The sequence below is a fragment of the Oleiphilus sp. HI0086 genome (genome assembly GCF_001635225.1).
The window spans coordinates 1-4384 of record NZ_LWFZ01000638.1 but is presented as its reverse complement, the minus strand read 5'-3'; the positions used below and the strand labels follow the sequence as shown (position 1 = coordinate 4384).

Sequence of the window (4384 nt, the reverse complement as noted above, 5' to 3'; positions counted from 1 at the left end):
TGTTTCACATATTGGTATATCTCAACGTATCGAAGATGAAGTAGAGCGTGAGCGCTTAAAGCAGCTTGTTTTGAATTGTCAGGTAGATAACGAAGAGGCAGGCTCGGGCTTTATTGTGCGTACTGCGGCCGAAGGTGCAGGAGAAGATGAGTTTACGGCAGATATAAAGTTCCTGGAGCGCCTTTGGAAAAAACTAAAGCAGCGAATCAAAGAGAACGCAATTCCATCTGTTGTCTATCAGGATTTGCCGCTGTTTACACGTGCGATAAGAGATCTGGTAAAGCCTCAAACCGAGAAAATTAGAATCGATTCAAAAGAAAGTTATGGGATTGTAAAGGAGTTCTCCGAAAACTTTCTCATTGATGTTAGTAAGCGGCTTGAGTATTACCCAGGTGAACGACCTGTATTCGATTTATATAATGTTGATGATGAAATTCAGAAGGCGCTGGGAAAAAAGGTTCAACTTAAGTCTGGTGGCTATCTAATCATTGATCAAACCGAAGCTATGACCACGATTGATGTGAATACCGGCGGTTTTGTCGGGCATCGTAATCTTGAAGAGACCATATTCAAGACCAATCTCGAAGCTGCAAGGACCATTGGTAGGCAATTGCGCTTAAGAAATCTTGGCGGGATTATCATTCTCGACTTCATCGATATGGAGGATGAGGAACATAAGCGCCAGGTTCTACGAATGTTAGAGAAAATGCTTGAGCGAGACCATGCACGTACAACGGTAAGTTGCGTTTCAGAGCTTGGCCTGGTTGAAATGACACGTAAGCGTACCACTGAAAGCTTGGGGCAAACCTTGTGTGAGCCTTGCCCTGTATGTGATGGCACTGGTGTGTTAAAGACCGCTGAAACAGTCTGTTATGAAATTATGCGTGAGATTCTCAGGGTGAATCGTGCTTATGACGCAAATATCTATTTGGTTATGGCTTCGCAAAACGTGATTGATCGCTTACTCGATGAGGAGTCTGACAATGTTGCTGACTTGGAAACCTTCATTGGCAAGCAAATCAAGTTTCAAGTAGAAGTCATGTATAATCAGGGACAATTTGATGTAGTCTTAGTCTAGCGTGACAATGTGAAGAATAAAATACTGAAAATCATTAGGATTAAGTTAATAACGATTGCCTTTTCGGTATTATTTCTGGTTGCCTTGTACGTACTCGGGCTAAGAATAGCCAGTATATTTCTTGAAGACTACCGTCCTGATCTAGAGCGTTACCTATCTGAGTTAAGTGGTCAGCGTGTTGAAATTCGTCAATTGAACTCTGCTTGGCGTGGTCTTGACCCAACGCTCAATATTCACGGCCTTAGCGTCAACGGGCAGAGCTACGCTTATGTTGGGCGTATACGTATACAGGCTTCATTCCTCAACTCTCTTCTTAATCTCCAGCCTTCTATCAAGGAAATCATGATTGAGCATACTGAGCTTAGTATGCAACAGTTTGAGGATGGTGCCTGGTCCGTCGCTTCAACACCGGTAGATTTAAAAGAATTGTTACAGCAGCAAGAGAAGGCGACACCAACTGCCTTGCCAATAGATATAGAAGCTCTACTTGGGCAAGCGAAAATCTACCTTAACGATTTAAGCCTCTCCTTACATAACAATAAAGGCTTGGTTCAAACTCTTAGAATTCCCAACAGCTCCTTAACTTACCACGATGATAGTGTCTTCATTAGCGGCTCGATTCGAGAGTCTGACAGTGCTAGTTCCTTATTATCTTTTTCTCTGGAAGGTAAGGGCGTGTTAACTGAATCAAGAATGAAGACTAGCTTATATATCGAAGCACGCTCCGCTGAATTCTTTGGTAAATTGCTACAAGTTTATAGCTGGGAAAGTCTATCAATTGATGATATTTCCGCAAGCACGCGTGCATGGTTAGAATTCGAAGGGTTTAGTCTTACATCAATTCAAGGCAACCTTCAGCTAAATGAAATGAATTGGCGTGCGGGGGAACAATCCGTTCCGCCAATACGAAACCTGGCTTTCGATTACCATTGGCAAAAGAGCAATCAGGGTCAGAATATGTCTGTTTACGGCCTTAATTTCTCCTGGAAAGGGAGCTTGTGTCAAAGCGATGTTATTAATATTAACAGTGATGCATCGCAAACAAAGGTATCGATGTCAGAACTCGATATTTACTGTCTTGCTCAATTGGGGCTCGCGTCTGGGCTTTTGTCAGATAATCTTCATGATCGTCTTGAGATTAGTCAGCCAGAAGGGCAACTAAAAAACGCCTGGATCAATATCGAACATCAAAAAGGCGCCTCATCATTTACCTTTGAAGCTGAGCTTGATCAGGTCTCTCTAGATGCTTATGAAGGAACACCCTCCGGGATGGGTATCAATGGATATGTATTTGCTGATAATCAGGGAGGCTTCGTAAACTTTTCAAGTCATGACTTTGAGCTGGGTTTCCCGGAATTATTTCTTGAGCCTTGGACGATGGCAAAGGCTGATGGTTACGTTGCGTGGGATATTCAAGAAGACGGCGTAGACGTTTATTCTGATGGCTTGCGCTTGGTGCAACAAGACGGAGGTTTGGTATATGGTGATTTTTCTATAAGGCTAAACGGAGAGGGCGATGAAGATTACTTGGATTTAGCCATTGCTCTTCAAGATCTTAGTGCTCCCAGCGCTCCGTCTTTTGTGCCTTACTATATTGTTGGTTCAGGTCTACATGATTGGTTAGTCGATGCCTTAAGGTCCGGTACCGTTGTTTCAGGAGTTTACCTGGGGCACGGATCAGTTGAAACTATTACTGCAGACAACAGCTTTACTTCTAGCATCGACCTGAATACTGAAAACCTGGTGCTCGACTTTGACAGGAATTGGCCGCCTGCTGAGCAACTAAACGCGAATATCTCACTTCAAAATGGTCAGTTGCTGGTTATTGCTCCTGAGGCCAAAATTGTCGACACAAAGCTAAATGAAGTTCGAGCTACAATGCTTGAGCCTGAAGGGGCAGCCAGCTCAATACTTAGAATAGAAAGCAGTACAAAGGCTACATCTGAAAACTTACAGTATTGGTTGGCTGAGTCACCAATCTCTGAACATACTGAAGCTGTTGCAGAGCAGTTAGTGTTCGAAGGTGACTTTGATGTTGACGTACTCTTGGATATACCCGTATCCGAAGGAGATGACGGCGCTGAGCTTGCTTATCTTATTCGCTCGACTTTAGAAGGGGTTAAGCTTCATCATCCCGATTCTGGAATCAGTTTTGACCGCGTGACAGGTGTCCTCGACGTTACAGAAGATAAGGGCGTAACAGCTAATGACGTAGAGGTTATTGCTTTCGGGAAGCCTGCATTGCTAAATATTTCTACTTCTTTTGATCCAGCTACATACGATTATCTGCTTACTGATCTTGAAAGTAATGAATTTAGAGACCTCTCACAAACGAATATAAGCCTGGCAGGTAATACCGATATCGAACAGGTTTTCGACTTTTTTGGCTATCAAACTACGGCGTTTTTGGGTGGAAGCTTCGATTACCTCGCTGAACTATACCTCCCAAATCATAAGGAGTCTGAGCCTTTTGTTGATATTCGAAGTAATTTAAAAGGCTTGACGCGAGACTGGCCTTGGCCCTTGGCGAAACATGTTGATCAACGAGAAGATTTCATTACTCGTCTAAAACTCAAACCTTCGCAGATGTTGGTATTGTCTAAACTGAACTTGGATAATAGTCAGGCGCTCAACACCGAATTATTGTTTGTGGATGGTAAATTTTCATTTGGAGAGGTTTCGATAAATAAGGCTAGTATGGAAGCGCCAGACTTAAGTGGCCTCAACATCGCGGCTAATCTCAATGAACTAGATGCAGATTCATGGATCGACTTTGTAGGCGATTTAATAGCCTTACCTTGGGAGCTGGATAGTGATAATAATACGGAAAGTATTCTTAAGAAAGTTCAGTTAGATGTTGCTTCTACAACTGCATTTGATCATAAGTTAAAACAAGCTCGTATAGAAATTTCTCAGCCAAGTGATGAGTGGCAAGTTGAGTTGAGAGGCGAGGATATCTCCGGAAAAATAGTTCTGCCGAATACTGATGGCGCTATCAAGGCAGATTTCAGCAAACTGGTATTAAGTAGCGATACACCAAGTTCAGACTTAAAGGAAGATAGTGCGCCAATTGACCCTAGAACGCTTAGTAATGTCGAATTCTCCGCGTCTAACTTGCAGTTAGATGGTCGAAAACTAGGTGCTTGGAGTGGTAATTTGCAGTCGTCGCCAACAGGAGCGATATTCTCAAATATAAAAGGCAGTGTTAAAGGTAGCCAGTTTTCCGGACGGCTTAATTGGCAGGTTTCAGAAGACAATTTACAGACCAGCATTCTGACAATGGATGGCAAAGGTAGGCATTTTGAA

The 4384-nt window shown here is 42.9% G+C and carries 2 protein-coding genes; both read left to right on the top strand.

Going from position 1 to position 4384, the window contains the following annotated elements; all coding sequences use genetic code 11:
* A partial coding sequence (locus tag A3756_RS08635; protein ID WP_068553338.1) for an Rne/Rng family ribonuclease occupies positions 1–1078 on the top strand: 1078 nt, incomplete at its 5' end.
* 9 nt (positions 1079–1087) lie between these two features.
* The coding region (locus tag A3756_RS08630) for a YhdP family protein (protein WP_082865162.1) at positions 1088–4384 on the top strand (3297 nt) is incomplete at its 3' end.